Source organism: Flavobacterium hydatis (assembly GCF_000737695.1).
GTDB lineage: Bacteria > Bacteroidota > Bacteroidia > Flavobacteriales > Flavobacteriaceae > Flavobacterium > Flavobacterium hydatis.
This window is the reverse complement of the sequence record NZ_JPRM01000030.1, coordinates 18,735-38,661: the sequence shown is the minus strand read 5'-3', so window position 1 is coordinate 38,661 and position 19,927 is coordinate 18,735. Positions and strand designations below refer to the sequence as shown.

At 32.1% G+C, this 19,927-nt stretch carries 17 protein-coding genes and 1 pseudogene; 13 read left to right on the top strand and 5 right to left on the bottom strand.

The window, feature by feature from the left end:
- Nucleotides 1–28: 28 nt before the first annotated feature.
- From IW20_RS17875 to IW20_RS17860, 4 genes are read right to left on the bottom strand one after another with little or no spacing between them, the layout of a single operon-like run.
- Nucleotides 29–913, bottom strand: a complete 885-nt coding sequence (locus IW20_RS17875; RefSeq protein WP_035625466.1) for an AraC family transcriptional regulator — start codon at nt 911–913, stop codon at nt 29–31.
- Nucleotides 914–959: 46 nt separating this feature from the next.
- Nucleotides 960–1,511 (bottom strand): YceI family protein, encoded by a 552-nt coding sequence (locus IW20_RS17870; RefSeq protein WP_035625463.1) that lies wholly within the window; start codon nt 1,509–1,511, stop codon nt 960–962.
- A gap of 53 nt (nt 1,512–1,564) precedes the next feature.
- Nucleotides 1,565–2,104: a YceI family protein gene (locus IW20_RS17865; protein ID WP_035625460.1), complete on the bottom strand. Its 540-nt coding sequence runs from the start codon at nt 2,102–2,104 to the stop codon at nt 1,565–1,567.
- Nucleotides 2,105–2,118: 14 nt separating this feature from the next.
- Entirely contained in the window at nt 2,119–2,487 is a 369-nt protein-coding gene (locus IW20_RS17860) for a hypothetical protein (RefSeq protein WP_035625458.1), read from the bottom strand.
- A 167-nt stretch (nt 2,488–2,654) separates the two neighbouring features.
- On the opposite strand from IW20_RS17860, the gene IW20_RS17855 reads away from it, so the two are divergent.
- From IW20_RS17855 to IW20_RS17800, 11 genes are all read left to right on the top strand, one after another.
- On the top strand, nt 2,655–3,044 hold the full coding sequence (locus tag IW20_RS17855; protein ID WP_035625455.1) for an OB-fold protein: 390 nt from the start codon (nt 2,655–2,657) through the stop codon (nt 3,042–3,044).
- A gap of 27 nt (nt 3,045–3,071) precedes the next feature.
- On the top strand, nt 3,072–3,911 hold the full coding sequence (locus tag IW20_RS17850) for a DUF5777 family beta-barrel protein (RefSeq protein WP_035625453.1): 840 nt from the start codon (nt 3,072–3,074) through the stop codon (nt 3,909–3,911).
- A gap of 128 nt (nt 3,912–4,039) precedes the next feature.
- Nucleotides 4,040–4,474 carry a hypothetical protein gene (locus IW20_RS17845; protein WP_035625451.1) on the top strand — a complete coding sequence of 145 codons (435 nt, stop codon included), beginning with the start codon at nt 4,040–4,042 and terminating at the stop codon, nt 4,472–4,474.
- 20 nt (nt 4,475–4,494) lie between these two features.
- On the top strand, nt 4,495–5,088 hold the full coding sequence (locus tag IW20_RS17840) for a globin family protein (protein WP_035625449.1): 594 nt from the start codon (nt 4,495–4,497) through the stop codon (nt 5,086–5,088).
- A gap of 256 nt (nt 5,089–5,344) precedes the next feature.
- Nucleotides 5,345–6,649 carry a glutamyl-tRNA reductase gene (hemA, locus tag IW20_RS17835; RefSeq protein WP_035625447.1) on the top strand — a complete coding sequence of 435 codons (1,305 nt, stop codon included), beginning with the start codon at nt 5,345–5,347 and terminating at the stop codon, nt 6,647–6,649.
- 1,839 nt (nt 6,650–8,488) lie between these two features.
- A complete protein-coding gene (locus IW20_RS17825) occupies nt 8,489–9,046 on the top strand; it encodes an RNA polymerase sigma factor (protein WP_051885890.1) in 558 nt (185 codons plus the stop codon).
- 118 nt (nt 9,047–9,164) lie between these two features.
- Entirely contained in the window at nt 9,165–10,103 is a 939-nt protein-coding gene (locus tag IW20_RS25470) for a FecR family protein (RefSeq protein ID WP_051885885.1), read from the top strand.
- Between the two features lie 119 nt (nt 10,104–10,222).
- Nucleotides 10,223–13,633: a SusC/RagA family TonB-linked outer membrane protein gene (locus IW20_RS17815; protein ID WP_081912508.1), complete on the top strand. Its 3,411-nt coding sequence runs from the start codon at nt 10,223–10,225 to the stop codon at nt 13,631–13,633.
- A 33-nt stretch (nt 13,634–13,666) separates the two neighbouring features.
- The gene (locus IW20_RS17810; RefSeq protein ID WP_035625445.1) at nt 13,667–15,184 is read left to right on the top strand and encodes a SusD/RagB family nutrient-binding outer membrane lipoprotein; all 1,518 of its coding nucleotides are present in this window, start codon (nt 13,667–13,669) and stop codon (nt 15,182–15,184) included.
- A gap of 155 nt (nt 15,185–15,339) precedes the next feature.
- A complete protein-coding gene (locus tag IW20_RS17805) occupies nt 15,340–16,170 on the top strand; it encodes an endonuclease/exonuclease/phosphatase family protein (protein WP_035625443.1) in 831 nt (276 codons plus the stop codon).
- Nucleotides 16,171–16,456: 286 nt separating this feature from the next.
- Nucleotides 16,457–17,671: a sensor histidine kinase gene (locus tag IW20_RS17800; protein WP_035625441.1), complete on the top strand. Its 1,215-nt coding sequence runs from the start codon at nt 16,457–16,459 to the stop codon at nt 17,669–17,671.
- 417 nt (nt 17,672–18,088) lie between these two features.
- On the opposite strand, the gene IW20_RS17795 is transcribed toward IW20_RS17800, so the two are convergent.
- A complete protein-coding gene (locus tag IW20_RS17795) occupies nt 18,089–18,328 on the bottom strand; it encodes a hypothetical protein (RefSeq protein ID WP_035625440.1) in 240 nt (79 codons plus the stop codon).
- Nucleotides 18,329–18,972: 644 nt separating this feature from the next.
- Between IW20_RS17795 and IW20_RS17790 the strand changes: the two genes are divergently transcribed.
- A complete protein-coding gene (locus IW20_RS17790) occupies nt 18,973–19,386 on the top strand; it encodes a response regulator (protein WP_035625496.1) in 414 nt (137 codons plus the stop codon).
- A 293-nt stretch (nt 19,387–19,679) separates the two neighbouring features.
- Nucleotides 19,680–19,916 (top strand): annotated as a pseudogene (locus IW20_RS26950) (hypothetical protein); the annotation flags it as partial.
- Nucleotides 19,917–19,927 lie beyond the last annotated feature (11 nt).

Here is a 19,927-nt window from a genome sequence, read left to right as displayed (position 1 = left end):
TAATATTATTTTTTATTTATACTGCAATTTACAAAATCGATACTGTTTTAAAATTGGTATTAATCGACATCAGATATTTTTTTGGAGTTGTGGCAAATTTTTTCTTGAATCCCGCAATGAAGTGGCTTCCGGTGCTGTAACCTATTTTTAAGCCCACTTCATTTACATTGTAGCAGCCGCTGTCAAGCAGTTTTCTGGCGCAATCCATTTTGTAATCAAACAGAAAACCATAGACAGTATCACCGTATATTTGTTTGAAACCTATTTTTAGTTTTTTCATATTAAGGCCAATTTCATCTGCCAATTCCTGTAAACCAGGGGGTTCATTCATATTTGCAATAATAATTTCTTTGGCTTTTCTGATTTTCAAAACATTGTCCTGATCAATTAAAAACGGACAATGTTGTGCACTTGGATTCTCAGACCTGTTAAAATACAAACTCAGCAGTTCATATCCTTTTGCTTTGTAATAAAGGTTTTTTATAGAAGGATGAAAGTTATAATGAAACAGCTGGCTTAAAACAATTGCCATCGGGGGACTGATATTTGCTTCAGTAGAATACTTTTGGTTGTTATTATCAGCACTTAATAAAGTAATATAATCTGCTTGAGTAGAAAACAGCGCGTGAAATTTCTTAATCGAGACGATAATAGAAATCACCCATGAATTTGGAGCAAGTTCTAAATGAAGTGATGTCTGCTTTTTAGGATTATACAAAAGCAGGGATTTTTCCTCTTTCAATTCTAAAGTATAACTACCCTGACTGAACAAAAAATTGCTATTGCCTTTCAGTCCGAAATGAAACTGAATCATATCACTTCCCAGCTCACGGTTGGCAAAAAAAGGCTCTGAACTGTCATTCTGAAAGCGTATAAGGGTAAAGTCGTCTTCAATTTTCGTTTCTTCCTCCATTTTTTTTGATATAATGAATAATTGACTTTTTAAGTTTTTTTGGTAGTTATTGTCTGTTTGCTCCTAATACTGCTGCAACTTGAATGTTTATTTTATTAGAAACTTTGCTTTTAACAAGGCTTGGTATTGCAATATTAAAATCACTGGCATTTACACTAAAATCAGATAAAATACTAACTCCTGATATTGATTTGCTTATCCTTGCTGTGGTGCTTACATCCTTAGATTTTCCGTGAAGTTCCAATTTACCCTTAATGATAAAATCTTTAGGATTTACCGTTAGGCTCTGAAGATCAAATCCTTCTATTTTTCCTTTAAAGAATGCTTTTGGATAGCGGTCACTTTCAATATAATTTTCATTGAAATGTTCTTCCATCAAAGCGACTTTAAATCGAAATCCTTTCATTAAGGCTAAACTTGCAATTTCGCCCGTTGCAGGATTCAGGACAAAAGTAACATTAGTATTTGTGGCCTTGACTTCTTCAAAAGAAGCAACGGATGCTTCAAAAGTAATTTTTCCTGATTTACTGATCATTTTTTCTTGTGAGAGGCCAATAGCGCAGACATATAGCATTGCAATGAGTATGTTTTTTTTCATAGTTTTTTGGCTTTACATTGTTTTTAGTGGATAAGATTTATCTGGTTTAGCATTTATTTTAAAACCGCAATAATTTGAACCTTTACCTTATCGTCCAGTTTATACTTAATAAGCGATGGGATAGGGATGCTAAAATCACTGGCATTTACGGCGAAATCAGAAATGATGGTGATTCGCGGCCCCGTCTTGGTAATTTTTGCAGCGGCTTTTATATCTTTAGATTTACCGTGAAGTTCTAACTTCCCTTTTATGATATAATCTTTATAATCTTCTGTTAGACTTTTAATGTCGAACCCCTCAATTTGGCCTCTAAAAACGGCTTTTGGATACTTATCGGTTTCCATGTAATTTTCATTAAAATGTTCTTCCATCAAAGCCATTTCAAATTGGAATCCTTTCATTAAAGCAAGGCTTGCCACTTCTCCTGTTGCGGGATTTAAAACAAAAGTTACATTGCTGTTAGTTCCTGCAACCGGCTGAAAAGAAGGTACTGAAGCTTCGAGCGTTATTGCTGCAGATTTAGTTACTATTTTTTCTTGCGAAAAAACAATAAAAGAAGCCAATAGCATTGGCATTATTATGATTTTCCTCATGATCTTGTTCTAGATTATTTTTCTAATAATCCATCCTGATTCCATTTATTTATAATATCTATAGTGGTTTGAGGTAATCTTGGTCCGCCCTGCGGCATTAAGGAACTATCTCCATTTTCTAAAGAAATTCGTGTAAGCAATCCTCGATTTAAAACTGCATTTTTCACCTGATCATAAGTAACTAAGGACATAGGCGCTCCATTTTTAGGAACTGCTGCATGGCATACAACACAGTTATTATCAATAATAGATTTTACATTTTGGCTGTACGTTGCCAGACCATTAATGGGTGTGGGGTCCATTAAGGTGCTTGGATCATCGTTGGCGCAGCTTACAAAGATTGAAGCTAATGATGAGATAACGAAAAGTGTTTTTAGATTCATAAGATTGGTTTTTAGTTATAAATAAAGGCATGATTTTAAGAATCATCAGGCATTTCAAAATCATATACGTTGAAAAGCATAATACAGATTTAACAAAAGGCATATTTAATGGTTTAAATCCAATAGGTATTTTTTAACGTAGATAATCCAAATACTAAAAAACAGTTATGAGAAAAAAAATACTAACTACAATTTCCCTTTTTATAATAATCGGAATTTTGTCTTTCTTCTACATCTACAAAGGGCATAGGGATATAGAATCAGAAACTGCCGATTATGTTGTAACCGTTAACGAACTAGAAAGAGAGTTTGCTTCAAACGATAGTCTGGCTTACATCAAATATCAGGACAAAACAATTGAATTATCTGCACCAGTAACAAGTATTGATAAAGCTGGTAATGGAATTGTTATGAGCGAAAAAATATTTGTGACATTCAAAAACCGTTTGCCTCAAAATATTACATCCGGGAAAACTCTCAAGATTAAAGGGCGTTTTTTAGGATATGACGAATTGCTCCAGGAATTTAAAATAGACCAATCTTCAGTTGTACACTAATACAAATAACAATTTAAAACTAACCTCATGAAAAACTTTATTCTATTATTTTTTTTATTTCCGCTGTTAAGCTTCTCCCAAACCGATTTGCTCTCTGGAGTAGAAACTCCTTCTACAAAAGAAAAAGTGACATCTGCATTCAAAGCCCTGAAAATTGTTAATCTTGAGTCTACAAAATTGGCCGCAAAAGGTGATTTGTATTTTGTTGTTGCACACCGATTCGGATCCATTAAAGATGGTTTTGAAGGTTTCTACGGACTGGATAATGCCAATACACAAATTAAATTTATTTACGGTTTGACAAATGGACTTAATGTAAGTGCGGCCAGAAGTGAATTTGCATATGACTTTGCAACAAAGTATATGCTATTACCTCAAATAAAAGATGGTTTTCCCGTCACTATAGCCGGGTTCAATAGTTTGTCTATTAATAACACGTTAAAAGAAAGCTTGTACCCTAAACTTGAATTTAAAGACAGGCTTACTTATGTAGCACAGCTGCTGATTTCCAGAAAATTTTCTGAAAAGCTGTCTTTAGAAATTGTGCCGTCATTCTTTCACCAGAATTTTGTTGACGACGTTGACCAAAGCAATACTCAATATGCTATAGGTTTTGGAGGAAGATATAAATTCGCCAAACGCTGGTCTTTAAATATGGATTATGCAGCGCATTTAAACAGGGCACAGAATTCTCTTTATAAAAACCCGCTGTCTATCGGTTTTGATTTAGAAACAGGCGGGCATGTTTTCCAGATGCATTTTACCAGTTCACAGGCAATTGATGAAGCTGGATATCTGGGAAGAACAACAGGCGATTGGAGAAAAGGAGATATATTTTTTGGATTTAATCTTGCCAGAGTTTTCTAGTATCTCCTTTATTATTAAATTATTAGGTAATTTCTGTATTTAAAACGATTCTAAATTGATCAATTTGCAAGTATTTCTAAAACCGCAGCGATTAAGTAGACGTAGATAATTTTAAAAACATAAAAATTATGAAAATTAATAAAATAATCAAAAAGGGACTTTTTATACTAAGCGGAATATTTGGGCTATTTATTGCCATTTTGCTTTTTCACATTATAACAGTAAAACCACCCGTTTATGATACGCCAAATCTGCAGGTAAGCAGAATCGATTTTCAATCAGATATCGATTCTCTGCAGGCCAGACAAATCTGTGCCGATTTAAGAAGTATAAAAGGCCTGACATCTGACTCTATAATAGTTAAAAGAAATGTTGTGGTGTATTTCCACAATAATAAAATTACAAACTCACAGAAAGTTTTCAATGAGTTGATGTCTAAAAGACACTATGATGCTAAGCGTTATATTCTACCTGCAAATTTAGCAAACAAAGAAGTCTGCCCAATGAATCAAAATAGCTTGAGTTATAAATTATCTCAAAAAATAAATCGTTTTTTTAATTAACCCTTTAATACCTTAAATTTATGAAAATTTATTCAAAACTTACACTTAGTGTATTGCTTGCTGCATCTGCAGCTATGATTTCCTGCAGCAGTAATGACGACGAAACCCCTGCACCTCCTGTAAAGGCATCAATTTATGAACGCTTAGGCGGGACTAAAATGGTTTCTGATCCTGATAATTCCGGCCAGATGATTGAGCAGGGACGTTTGAGTTTCCGCAAAGTGGTAAATTCAACTATCGGATTGATTGTTGCTGATATCCAATCGAATGCTTCAGGGAATCTGCAGGCACATTTTGCTCCTTTATTAGCAGAAACGGGAACTACCCAGTCTACCAATATTGCTAAATTATCAGATAATCTGACTGATTTCTTTTCATTTAACACTGGAGGTACCAATGCTGTAAATACATATTCAGGCTTGAGTATGTCAGCGGCGCATGATCCTGCAAAAAACCCTCGTATGGGAACAAAATCCAGCAGTGCAGATTATACAAAATTTGAAGGATATGTTGGAGCTGCAGCCAATGCAAATGGTGTTGCTTCAAATACAGAGCTTTATACTGATATAGTTGCTGTTTTAGAATCATTGAGAACTCCTATAGTTCAAAAATAATTTTCTTCTCAAAACGCTGCCTGAAAAAGGCAGCGTTTTATATTTCAATACTATTACGGTGCCGGATTCTTTACAATATTATAGAATCAGTATATAAATATTTTGAAACTCTCATGTAATGTATAATGGCAGGAAATTATATAAAATTGCCAATTTGAATCAATTTATTCCACAGCGATATATTAAGTCCTTCTAGCGTTGTTATATATAAATTAGTCAGTAATAATTTTTTGAACTTTTTAAGGAAAGCATAAATATGGAAAATTTTAATATGTCCAGTTCCACCACTTTTTACGCATTAGGGCTAAGCTATAAGAAAGCAGATGCAGAAATTAGAGGAAAATTTAGTTTAGATACTCAAGCACAATCTGATTTATTGATGCAAGCCAGAGCAGAAGGCTTAGAATCATTAATCGTGACTTCTACTTGTAATAGAACTGAAATTTATGGTTTTGCCCATCATCCTTATGAACTCATCAAATTGCTTTGCGAAAATAGCAATGGTTCTGTTGAAGAGTTTCAGCAGGCTGCTTATATATATAAGAATGAAGAAGCTGTTAATCATATGTTTAGGGTAGGGACAGGTTTAGACAGTCAGATTCTGGGCGATTTCGAAATTATCAGCCAAATTAAAATCGCTTTTAATCATAGTAAACAAGAAGGTTTGGTAAACACTTTTCTGGACCGTTTGGTAAATACTGTTATTCAAGCGAGCAAAAAAGTTAAAACAGAGACTAAAATTTCTTCTGGTGCAACATCCGTTTCTTTTGCATCAGTGCAGTATATTATACGAAATGTGGCAGATATTGAAAATAAAAATATTTTGTTATTCGGAACAGGAAAAATAGGAAGAAATACTTGTGAAAACTTAGTAAAACATACTAAAAACAGCCATATTACTCTTATAAACAGAACAAAAAACAAAGCCGAATTATTGGCAGGAAAACTCAATATTATTGTAAAAGATTACGACGATTTGAAAGAAGAACTACAGCAGGCAGATGTGCTGGTTGTAGCTACAGGAGCACAAAACCCGACTATTGACAAAACATCGCTTGCTTTACATAAACCATTATTGATTCTGGACTTATCCATTCCACGGAATGTAAATACTAATGTAGAAGAAATACCCGGTGTAACTTTAATACATCTGGATTATTTATCTCAAATTACTGATGACACGCTGGAAAGAAGAAAACAGCATATTCCAGCTGCAGAAGCTATTATTGATGATCTGAAATTAGAACTGAATACCTGGGTAAACGGCCGAAAATGTGCGCCAACCATCCATGCATTGAAAGCGAAACTAAATGATATTGTATCGGCTGAATTTGCTTTTCAAAAAAAGAAAATAATCAATTTTGATGAAGTTCAAATGGATTTAATCAGTTCCAGAATTATTCAAAAATTAACAAACCATTTTGCAGTCCACTTAAAAAATGAAAATAATTCCTTGGATCAAAAGATCGAGTTTATTGAAAAAGTGTTCCAAATTGGACAGTTTACGCAGAAAATAAGCCCTTCATCAGCAGAAGAAAAATATAAAATTAAACTTTCATAAAAATTCTAAAATAATAGGCCTTAATTCTGGAATTTTAAAAGTATAACTTTCTAAAGATAATGCTGATTTAGCAACACTGAAAATGATGCCCAAATTTTTCTAAATGATCACACAGCTGGTTCTGGGAAAATTATTGATAGTGGAAGAAGTTTAAGTATCTAAAAATTTTAATCTCAAGAAAATGTATTATGATAATATACCAGATGTATTGATGGTTAATTATTCTATCTAACATTTAAAGAAAATCATAGATTTATAGTAATATCGCATAAAAATTAAAACAGCCGTTCGCGCTGTTTTTTTATTTTACAATGTCTTAAATCGAAAAAAATGGTTCTGTCGCATTAGGATAACTTTATCTTTATAATTTTAAACCTAGCGAAAAATGAATACCGAAGTTCATTGTTATCCTCAGTCAATTATTCTGCTGGCAGTATATTTTAAAGTTAGGTTTACTTTAAGTTATCGGGATATTGAAGAAATAATGAAGATAAGGGCTGTGATTGTGGTTTATGCTAGGATTCAACATTGCGCTTATGCCGATTTAAATGCACGCAATAGCTATTTTCGGACATTTAGGGATCTTTGTTTTGCTGTCGAAAAAATAAAGTTTTTCTATTTTTGATTGTACAAAAGCCGGGAGCGTTCTGCAGGGCTTGAGTAATCGAGTATTGAGTTAATCAGGCGTTAAGAGTTGTTGGCGGAATTTATTTTGGAGTGGTGAGCATCGTCAATTGTAGATAATATTATTTTTTAGGTTTATTATTATTATTATTATTATTATTATTATTATTTGGAGCTCTTACCGCTTTATGTTCCAATCTTTTGCGCAGAACACTGGCACAAAAAGATTTTCACTGTTATCAGGGCTAAGGGCCGCCTAAAGGTCCTATTTTATCTTTTGAAAAATGCATATTCGAAGCCAATTGTTGTATTTTTTGTAAATTATCACTTTTTTTAATATCATACGCTGCAATTCTCTTAAAGCTATTAGTACTTTCGGCAAAGAATAAATGAAGAATCTAAACATTGGAACGTATCTTTCAGAACTACTAAATACGCACCTTTTAATACTGATGCAATAAAATATAGCATAGTGCGGCTCTTTAGACTAATAAATTTATAAAGTATAATAAAAAAGGCGTCAATTGTCTTCAATTGGCGCCTTTTGGCAGTGTGGTGACAGGAACGGGATAAATTTCAACAAAATTTATGGAGGTTTGAAGAGATTAGCTTACTATATTTAGTGTCTTTCTTCCATTGGCTTTATGAATTTGGTTTGGATGTTCCGTTGGGGATTGATGTAAAAATTCATGAGCTTAAATTATTTAATTGTCTTTTCATTTAGTTTTAATTGTAGTTCCTTTAACAGTACTTCATTTATACTTTTTAAAAACTTAAGATTTCTTAATATAAATATTTTTTTTAAAATGACTCTAACTTATCGAATGGAATTAATTCAATTTTGTGATCCAAATCTGAGTGTCCAGCATCTTTAATACAATAAAGTGCAGTCATAAAAGTATTTAACAAAAAAGTCATTCTCAAAGATTAAAATCCATATGCCTAGAAAGATTCAGGAGGTTAGATAATGGATAACTATGTTTATATCATTCTGTAAATTAATAGTTTAATTTTAAAATTACTTAAAGGCTTATATTTTATGCTTACAGATTCTATAGAACTTATTATTATAACATTTTACCTCTTTATCAAGATCATTTTTAAGTTATCAAGCCTGTTTTCTGATTAATTAAAAATTTAATAAAAATATCATATTGATAAATAGTAAAGTTAGGTAAGGGCCATATAGTTTTGCAGTAAACTAAAACTAATGTAGTGAACGCAGAATACAATACTTTTTTAGACAAAAAACCTGTTTTCAATAAAGTTTACCAGCAGAACTGGAAAGCCCTTTATTCTTTTGCTTTTAATATTTTGCGTGATAAAGAATCAACAGAAGATATTATTCAGGAAATATTTATTGACTTTTGGGTACGAATGAATGATACTGATATTCAAAATTATACAGCATATTTGTTTCAGGCAGTTCGAAACCAATGCGCTAAAAGGCTTAGATATAAGAAACTAACAGTTTTTGAATTACAAGTTTTAGAAGAATCTATACAATTGATAGATGAGGAAGAATTTTTTGAATTTCCAAAAGAGCAGATCGTTGAGCAAGTCAGACAAAAGGCACATGAAATTTTACCTCCTAAGTGCCTTGATATCTTTAATCTTAGATTTTATGAAAAGCTGAGCATTAAAGATATTGCTGAATATAAAAAGATATCAGTAAGTACAGTTGAAAATCAAATTAATAAGGCTTTAAAAATGTTAAAGACAGAAAATGATTACTTCATTAAATTATTGGACATCCTTATTTTTTGTTCTTAGCTAGAGTTCTTTTCAAGCTTTTTGTTAAGAATGTTAACAAATTGTAATCCTTTAAAAATTTTATAGGTGCTGCCTGCTTTTCGTGTACTATATAATAAAGACCTTATTAAATAGTCATATGCAAAAACAGTACAAGCATCTTTTTAAAAGATACAGTGAAGAGAAATCTTCTGAAAAGGAAAAAAAAATAATAGATACTTATTTTAACAAAATTCAATATAACGGTATTACAGAACAGAATATTGATAATGTTTTGGGAGATCGTATTTTGCTTAAAATAGAAGAACGTTTAGAAAGAAAAAAGAAAACCTATTATTATAGAATTTCGGCATCTGTTGCGGCTGTTATACTTTTAGGAACGTTGCTGTTTACTTTTAATTCTATTTTTAAAACGAATCATTTTATTACTGTTGCTGCACAATTTGGTGAGCAAAAAAATGTACGATTACCTGATTCCTCAGTGGTTTATTTAAACTCAGGAAGCAGTATAGTTTATCCGGAACACTTTGGAGAAGATTCCAGAGAAATTACTTTAAAAGGAGAAGCTTATTTTGAAGTTGTACACAAAGAAAAACATCCATTTATAATTTCTTCAGCTCATTTTAAAACGCAGGTTCTGGGAACCAGATTTATTGTAACCAATTATGAAAAAGGTCTTGCGTCAGTAACGGTTGTTTCCGGAAAGGTAAAAGTTACAGATCAGCATTCATCTAAATCCGAAATTATCACTAAAAATCAGAGAGTGAGTTATGATGATGTTTCAGGGGCTTTTATAAGATCTAATAATATCGAATCATCAAATTACCTGGCATGGAGAGAGGGAAGAATCTTTTTTGATCACGCTCAGATAGATCAGGTATTGCTAACACTACAGAGAAAATACAATGTGGTACTGAAACTGGATTCAAAACCTTATCAATGCAATACTATTAGTGGAAATTTCTCAGGCAATGACATCGAAAAAATCTTAAGCAGTATTCGTTTCATTAATGATATGGAATATAGCACAATTAAAAATGACACCATAAAAATTAAACTAAAACCCTGTAAAAACTAGCGCCTATGCAAAACTGAAAAACTACTCAAAAAATATAAAAAAAACCCGAACATGGCGGCCACCAATCATCGGGTCACATTAATTGCAAATAATTAACATAAAACAAATATATTCAAATTATGTATCTTGTAACAAATAAAAACAATAATAAAAAGAATATACTTTTCTTTTTTTTGGTTACGTTATGGACACAAGTGACATTTGCGTCAGCATTTACCTCGCAAAGCACAGAATCTACTCCAGTATCAGTTTCAAAAAATGTTTATGAACTCAAAGCTTTATTTAAAGCTATTGAAAGTCAAACTGATTTTTCACTTCTTTATTCTGATGAGGTTGCAAAACTTAAAACTCAAGTTCCTTTTAGTTCAGGAACACAAACAATAGCAGCATTACTTAAGGAAGCTGCTGTTAAATTTAAAGTTGCTTATCAGATAAATGATGGTTTGATTACTTTTAAAATGAATAATCCTGCTAAAGGTAAAAAGGCAGTAAATGTCGCAAAGCAAATAAAAATCTCAGGTACAGTTACGGATAATTTAGGTAAACCAATTCCCGGAGCTACAATTCTGATTGAAGGAACATCAGTAGGGGTGCAAACGGATTTAGACGGAAAATACAGTATTGAGGCCGGAGAAGGAGAAATACTAGTTTTTGTTTATATGGGATTTAAGACCGTTAAACAAAAAGTTGAAAAAGATAGGACAATCAATATTACCCTTGAAGAGGAAGCTGAAGCACTAAACGAGTTAGTAATTACTGCCTTAGGAATTAAACGAGAAGAAAAGGCTCTTGGATATGCTGTACAAAAAGTCGATGGCTCTTCAGTACAAACGGTAAAAGGTGTAGATGTTGCAACGTCATTAACTGGTAAAGTATCAGGTTTACTTGTAAAAAACAGTACTGAATTTGCAGAATCCCCTACTGTTGAAATTCGAGGCGAAAGTGCCTTATTAGTTATTGATGGAGTACCTTATGGAAACATGACTCTCAGGGACATTCCTGCTGATGATATAGAATCTTTAAGCGTACTCAAAGGAGCAACTGCATCAGCCTTATATGGCTATCGTGGCGCCAGCGGTGCTATTGTTGTAACAACCAAAAAAGGAAGTTCTAAAAAAGGCCTTACGGTATCGTTAAACAGCAGTACGATGTTTACAGCGGGTTATCTGGCAATTCCCGAAACCCAAACGACTTTTGGAAGACAGATAGATGCTACTACCAATATGTATAAGGGAACAGGCTCTTGGGGAGTACCAATGGAAGGACAAGAAGTTGTTCAGTGGGATCCGGTTAGTAAATCGTATAAATCGATGCCTTATTTACCAGTAGGAAAGGATAATTTTAAAAACTTTCTGGATCAGGGTTACATTTTAAATAATAACTTAAGTGTAACACAGCAAGGAGAATTCGGGAATCTTAGATCATCTGCAACCTGGGTTAGCAATAAAGGGCAATATCCAAATTCTCAATATGATAAATATACTTATGCATTAGGTGGAGATATTAGTGTAGATAAATTCAAATTATCATCTTCAATATCGATAAATAAGCAAAGTTCGCCAAATATTGGATTTAATGGTTATAAAGGCTATGATCCAATGTATAATATTCTGGTTTGGTCATCTCCGGATTACGACATACGAAAATATAAAGATTACTGGCTTGTAAAAAATGAGTCGCAAAATAACAGTTATACCGGTACAAATAATAATCCTTATTTTGACAGATTTGAAAGATTACACAGTTTAGACCGCAATGTTTTTAACGGTTTTGTTTCGGCAAGTTATGAAATAGCGCCCTGGCTTAATGCTACTGTCAGAACTGGTTTTGATACCTATAATAACAAACAGACAGTTAGGGTTTCAAAAGGGTCTCTGGTTGGTGCCGGTGTCTCTACAGTTATTCTTAACGGGACTGAGATTTGGGGTGAATCTCTAAAAGGATCTTATAATGAAGGCCTAGGAAGTGGTTATAGTTCTAATACTGATTTTATCTTAAATGGAAATAAAAAGATCAATGATTTTGATATTGACGGTCTTTTTGGAGGAACTATTTATTATACACAGGACGAAGGTATTGAGGCCAGAAGCCAGGGAGGACTTTCTGTTCCTGGGTTCTATTCTTTAAAGGCTTCTGTTACTAATGCTGTTGTGAATTCTTCTGTTTATAAAAGACAGGTAAACAGTTTTTATGGAAGACTTGCCGGATCGTGGAAGGGAATGGCTTTTCTTGAAGGTACTTTACGAAAGGACTGGAGTTCAACTCTTCCTGAATCTACACGTTCTTATCTTTATCCATCTGTTTCAGGCAGTTTTTTAGTCTCAGAAGTTTTACCAAAATTTGATTGGTTAACTTTATGGAAACTTCGCGGTTCCTGGACTTCATCTAAAACCCCGGCAGGAGTTTATGATATTAATTCGGTTTACAATATTACAACCAATTCCTGGGGAGGTTTAAACTCGGCATCTTATCCTGATGTTATCCGTGGAAACGAAGTTAGACCCGAGTCAGCCAGTACATGGGAGATGGGAACAGCTGCCAATTTGTTTAAAAAACGTTTGTCATTTGATTTTACTTATTATTCAAAGAGAATGTACGACTTTTTAACCGCTACCAATGTCAGCAGTGCATCAGGTTTTAGCTCAAATTATATCAATATAGATCAGGAAATTACCCGAAGAGGAGTTGAACTTACACTAAACTTTACACCAATAAAAACTTCAGACTGGCAATGGGATGTAATGGCAAACTGGTCTAAATATGCACGCTATTATACCAAGTTGGACAAAGAATTTTCGGCAGATAGACCCTGGGTAAAAGTTGGAAACAGAGTTGATGCTTTTGTTTTAAACGATTTTCAGAAAAGTGTAAATGGTGCTGTTATTTATGAAAATGGGCTACCGGTCTATTCTCCTTATGAGTCCGTTTATGGATATGGTGATCCTGATTGGATTTGGGGGCTGACATCTTCACTTTGTTATAAAAATTTCACTTTGAATATTTCTGTTGATGGACGGGTAGGAGGTTTGGCACAAACTACAACCGAAATGTATATGTGGCAGTCTGGAAACCATCCTGACTCTGTAAATGATATTCGTTACAAAGATATTACTACCGGTACAAGTAATTATGTAGGAGATGGAGTAAAAGTAATTTCAGGTGCAGTAACTTATAATGCTTACGGAAATATTACCAGTGATACCAGACAATATGCTTCAAATGATGTTCCTGTTACTTATGAGAACTATGTAAAAAGAATTCATAAAGGTACAGCCTGGGGAGGTAATTCATCTCCTGCGGATACTTACAGCACTACTTTTTTGAAATTAAGAGAAGTCTCACTTACTTATAGTGTTCCTAAGTCAGTATATAGTTTTATAAAAGCAAAAAATGCTACAGTATCAGCAATAGGTCAAAATTTATTCCTTTGGGCAAAAGATTTTAAATATTCTGATCCAGATGGAGGAGTTGATAATTTTAGCGATCCTTCACAGCGTTTTGTAGGTTGCAATATTAAGCTTGAATTCTAAATTTAAAAGTAAACATAATTTAAAATTATTGATATGAAAAAAATAATCGTTGCAATTACAGGTATGCTAATGTTTTCTGGCTGTAGTAATTTTGATGAAATCAATACCAACCCTAATACGCCTACCCAGGTAAGTGCTTCACTATTAGCTACAAATATAATTCTGAGTATTGCTAAATATCAAGGCACTGATTCAAAAGAATATATTTCTGAAAATGCTTTGCCAAAATATGTTGGTTATGCTAATGAAGGACAATTAGGAACTCAATATAACTTAATAGCCAATTCAAGTTTTAACAAAATGACCATTTTACCTGATATTGATAAAATGTTACTTGCTGCTCAAGGCAGCCCGGCAGAAAACTCATATAAAGGAATAGGTCATTTTATAAGAGCGTATACTTTTTATATCCTTACCATGAAGATGGGAGATATTCCATACAGTGAAGCAAATCTTGGACTGCAAGGCAATTATAAACCAAAATACGACGCTCAAAAAGAAGTTTTTATGGGGATTCTTGGTGAATTGGAACAAGCACGTCTTGAATTCTCACAAGGTTTGACTTTTGATGGAGATCCAACCATTTTTAAAGGAAATCCTCAAAGATGGAGAAGAGCCTGCAATGCATTTGAACTTAAAGTTCTAATGACTCTCAGTGCAAAAGAGAGTGATGCTGATTTAAAAATTAAAGAGAAATTTGCCAGTATAGTTAATGAAAATATACTTCTTCAAGATGATTCTGATTATTTTGGCTTAGAGTATAATACCGTAAACCTTCATCCATTATACAGTACAAATGATATGTTTACCGGAAGAACTATTTTAAGTGATATTGTAGTAGACAATCTAAAAAGACTAAACGATAAAAGATTGTTTTATTTTGCAGAACCCTCAGCAGATCAAATTGCAAAAGGATTAGCTCAAAACAGCTTTATGGCTTATACTGGTGTAAAAACTTCATTAGATTATGGACTAATGAACGCTAATTATGCAGGTGGCAAATATTCTAAAATAAACCTGCGATACCAAACCAAACAAAATAGCGATCCAAGAAGGCTGCTTACCTATGCAGAGCAGGAACTGATTTTGGCCGAAGCGAGCATTAAAGGCTGGATTACTGCATCAAATGCACAGCTTTATTATGAAAATGGAGTGAAAGCTGCCTTAAAAAATCTTATGAGTACAGATGCTTCTTTTGCACATGGAAATCCTATTGTGCAAAATGATATTGATACTTATTTTATCGGTGAAGCAGCATTTTCGGCAGATGCAGCTACGCAATTGAAGCAAGTTTGGATGCAGCGATATTTGCTCAATTTTTTAGTTGATGCAGAAACTGCGTATTTTGAATACAGAAGAAATAAATACCCGGATTTTAATATTGACCCGACAACAAACCTAAACGTTAATAGTCCTACTAGTATGCCTATAAGATATTTATATCCTTCTTCGGAATTGAATTATAACAGTCAAAAGTTGATGGAGGCCTTAAACCGTCAATTTGGAGGTTATGATGAAATTAATAAGACAATGTGGCTTTTAGCAAATTAGCAAAAAGGTCATATTGATTAGTTTTGTTTTTTTATTTTTTTGAACGCTGCTCTTTATAATTAGAGCAGCGTTTTTATTGGCAAATAATAGAAAATAAGAAATCAATTTTAAAGATTTAAAAATAAATTAATTCAATACAGAATAAAAATAAAGTTATGAGAAAAGTAAAATTTTTGATAGTGATTCTTTTGGCCATGCAAATCAATGGACAGAATTTAAAAATAATGACTTACAATATTCGTGTAGACCTAGCAGTTGATGGTGATAATGACTGGAGCCACCGCAAAGATTTTTTTACATCCCAAATTCAGTTTTATCAGCCCGATGTATTTGGAATTCAGGAAGCGGCACCAAATCAGGTAAATGATATTGCAAGTAACCTTGCTCAATACAGTTTTGTTGGTATAGGAAGAGAAGGTGTTGGAAAAGGGGAATCCTCTACTATTTTTTATAATAGAGAGCGTTTAAAAATGCTTTTAAATAACACATTTTGGCTTTCAGAAACACCCGGTGAAATTTCTTTGGGTTGGGATGCGGCATATAAAAGAGTCTGCACCTATGCTTTGTTTAAAGATCTAAAAACAAAGCAGCTTTTCTGGATTTTCAATACCCATTTAGATCATGTTGGTGAACAGGCAAAAATAAATGGTATAAAACTTATTCTTGCTAAAATTAAAGAAGTGAATAATAAAAATTATTCGGTCATTTTTACTGGAGATTTAAATTCAGAGCCTGAATCAGAGGGCATTTTTCTTCTAAAGAAAGAAATGAAAGATACCAGAGAAGTTTCAAAAACACTACCTTTTGGTCCTTCTGGAACTTTTAACGGTTTTAAGCACAATGAACCCGTAACACGATTGCTGGATTATATTTTGATATCTAAAGATACTGGTTTTAAAGTAGAAAAATTTGCTGTTTTAAGTGATTCAAAAGACTTAAAATATCCATCCGACCATTTGCCTGTTTATGTAGAATTGAGTTATTGAAGGAATATATATCCGATTAAATAGAAAACCTTTTGATAATTTGTAAGAAAAAAAAACTAATATATTTAAATTAGCATTAGGGTAAACGGGATAGTAAGAACAAAATGAAGCCTCATTTTGATACAAACAAATTCGCTTTGAACAAGATTGAATTTTATATGTAGGCTAGTTTTAAAATAATTAGGTATATTATTAAGGAAAATTAGTTATTTTTATCGTTAAAAGAAATAGAACTTCCTTACATAATTACGTTTGTTATAATAGAAAAAAATAAAAATTCAGTTATATGCAAAAACCTGAAATACCTGATAACGAGCATCTTCGTTTCGAAGCCTTAGATGCTTATAAAATACTAGATACATTGCCTGAAGATGAGTATGATGCCTTAACCAAAATAGCAGCACAAATTTGTGGTACACCCATCGCATTGGTCACTTTAGTTGATCATAATCGACAATGGTTCAAATCGCATCATGGTTTAAATGCAACCGAAACTCCAAGGGATTTTGCTTTTTGTGCACATGCAATAAACACACCGGATGAATTATTTATTATTCCGGATGCCACTAAAGACGAAAGGTTTCATGATAATCCGTTAACAATTAATGACCCAAACGTAGTGTTTTATGCAGGCGCTCCGTTAAATACCAAAGACGGTTATTCTTTAGGGACGCTTTGTGTTATTGATACAAAACCAAGAGAAGGTCTTACAGAGAACCAACAAGAATCATTAAAGGCATTGGCCAATCAAGTGATTTCGCAATTTGAACTTCGTAAAAAAAATAGATTTTTAGAAGATTTGAATGATGAAATTATTAAAAAAAATGTGCAGTTGGACCAATTTGCTTATCGGCTTACTCATGATTTAAAAGTACCAATACGAGGTATAAATTCATTATTAATTTTTATAAAAGAAGATTATAAAACACTCCTTGAAGACACAGAATTAGAAGCTTGCATCGATTTAATTTATTCTCGAAATGAATACATGGATTTCTTAATTAATGGAATCTTAGAATATACAAAAGTTAGTAACGATCAAATTTGTTTTGAAGATTTTAATGTCGAAAGCACTATTCAATATATAGTTAATAATGGTGCTTTACATATTCCGACTCATATAAATTTTAGGAATTGCGATACCTTTATAAGGCATTCAAAAATAGGTTTTGTTCAAATTATTCAAAATCTTTTATCAAATACAACGAAACATACCGACAAAGAAGAATGTAATGTTTGGATTTCACTAACAGAAAATGAAACTAATTATTCTTTTGTTTATGAAGATGATGGGCCAGGTATACCAGAAAAATATTGGTTAAAAGTATTTGAGTTGTTTGAAACAGTTAACTCAAAATATGGTAAAAATGCCGGTATTGGCTTGTCAACAATAAAAGCCATAGTAGATCGAGTAGTGGGTACTATTTATTTGAAGAATAGAGAAGATAATAAAAAAGGTGCTTGCTTTTGTTTTGTTTTACCAAAAGAGTATAACTGTTAATTTTTGACGGAAGATTTTATCAGCCTACAACAAGCATTTTACTTTTTCTTTTAATAAAAGTAGTATCGAAAATTTGTTTGTGAAGCAAGAAAATAGCACTTCACTAGAATTACATCGCCTTTTAATGATTTTAATTTGGATAAAAGCTCAGAGCTTTTTGGGCAAAAAAGGTGGTAATATTTTTTGGTACTTAGCAAGTCTTTTTTGAAGGTGTAGGCAATTTCAAAATTGATTTTTAAAAGCGCAAAGTACAACAATAAATGGCAATGTAATTCTGGAAGTAACTGCAATAGTGGAACAATATTGGCGCAAACAGGGTAATGGCAGTGGCAAAAATGAAACAAAAATTAGTTTTAGTTTGTCATTTTTCAAATAACTTATAAAAAATTCTTTGCTTGATACTATAACTTATGGTAACTAATACCGTTTTTGAAATGTATCGAATAAAATTTTCTTTTTTAAACGGTTATTAACAATTTGAAGTGTTATTCCGATTAATGAAATGGCTAAAAAAATCATAATCAAAGTGTTTGCTTCGATAGGGATCTTTGGCTCTAGGTTTTTTCCAATAGTTATAATAATCATGGAGAATACTAAATAGTGCTCAGATTTGATTCCAATAGGAATTGTGTTTGCTAAAGTAATTGCTGTTTTCATTTTTCAGTGGTATTTGAATGAAACTTCATTTCTTGTTGATAAATAGTTTTAATTTTGAGTGTTTACTAAATCGAATAGATTATCTATCGAAGTTGCAATCACTGCTGACATTGTTAAATTGTTTTTGGAAATAATTATTTTATTAATTTTTATTTTTTTTGTTCCTTAATTCTGACACAAATCTAAGACGATTATAAGAATTGTTTTTTGTTTTTTCGATGAATAGCAGTTTGTTGTCGATCAATAATCAATCTTTATGCTTGAATTACAGTTGATTATGATTTTGTGTCGATAAATTAATATTAAAAATGGAAATCGTCCTTTTTTTTGTTTTTTTTAATATTCAGTTTACTTATTATATAGTTACAGACGTTCTACTTATATATAAGAAATTTTAAAAATCAGATGCAATGGCTATTCGATAAAAATTAGATTGAAGTATTAGGATCCCTTTTTAGATGTCGTTTTTTACTGGCTTCCGGATATTTTTTATGAATGAATTACATATAAAATACCATTCGTCGACACTTTTTTTGCAGTTGTCTACACTATATTATGAATTAACTAAAAAAGACTCTTGCTTTAAAAGGAATAAAATACCTTTGAAGTTGAATAAGTATGCATCAAACTTTAAAATTAATAAAATGGCAAAATCGTTGAATATACTATTAATAGAAGATGATGCAATTGAAGTAATGAAATTCAATAGAGTACTAAAAAGTTTAGAACTCAATCATCGAATCATTGAAGCAAATAATGGAGAAGAAGCAGTTGATCTATTAAAAAGGAAAGAAATAATACCAGATGTTATTATTTTAGACCTTAATATGCCTAAACTAAACGGTATCGAGTTTTTATCTATCTTAAAAGCAGATGATGTATTAAAATATATACCAGCAATTATCTTAACTACTTCTAACAATCATAGAGACGTGATGGAGTGTTATAAAATAGGTATTGCGGGCTACATTTTAAAGCCTTTGAAATATGAGGATTATGTAGATAGGATAAAAAAAATACTAGACTATTGGAGCACGAATGAATTAATTTCTCAGTAAAAATAAGTAGCGTTATTTTTTGAATCTAGTACTAGAGATAAGAATTAAAGCTTTAAAATATTTTTTGTTTTTTATGTCATAAACAAATTGAAAACCACTTGAGATTTAAAACATTTGTAGTGTAAGAAAAAAAGTAGTACTTTACGTTACAATTCTAAAAGAGTTGAATAGCTGGAATTTGAGTTGGGTTTAGCAGTAGTCTTATCTACTTTTCGTAATCAAAAACATTCGAAATAATAGAATGTATCCAGATGCCGTATTCATGAAATTTTTAAAACTAAGGAGGTAACAACATGGAAAATTCTCAATTTCATTTTGATAGTGAAACATTCAATAGGATTTTCCCTTTTTATGTTTTACTAGACCACAACTTACTTATTCAAGACCGAGGTGAAGGTTTAATCAAAGTACTTCCGGACTTAAAATGCAGAGGATATTTCCTGAGATCATTTACAATTACCAATCCATTTATCGAAGAGCTAAATGTTGACAATTTTTATAAAGTTACCAATCAATTAGTTATAATAGAATCTGTTAAAGA